Genomic DNA, 201 nt, shown 5'->3' with positions numbered 1-201 from the left:
GTCATCATTGCCCATCCGTCCCATGATTTCCGGCAAGCGCTGGTCAAATTCGCTTAAAGCCCGGGCATAACCTTCTACATCATTGCGATGGCCATAGAGGAAGTCAAAATCCACCAGGTTGGCAAAAATCAAGCCCTGGTCGCCCTGGTCCATGAATTCCAGCGTTTTGTCCACAGCATCCATATTGGATTTGGTGAGTTT

The 201-nt window shown here is 49.3% G+C and carries 1 pseudogene; it reads right to left on the bottom strand.

From position 1 onward, the window contains the following. Positions 1 to 201 (bottom strand): annotated as a pseudogene (locus JDF658_RS14025) (phosphopentomutase); the annotation flags it as partial.

The organism is Carboxydocella sp. JDF658 (assembly GCF_002049395.1).
Taxonomy (GTDB): Bacteria; Bacillota.
Note: the sequence above shows the minus strand (reverse complement) of the source record. Positions and strands in the feature narration are given on the sequence as shown.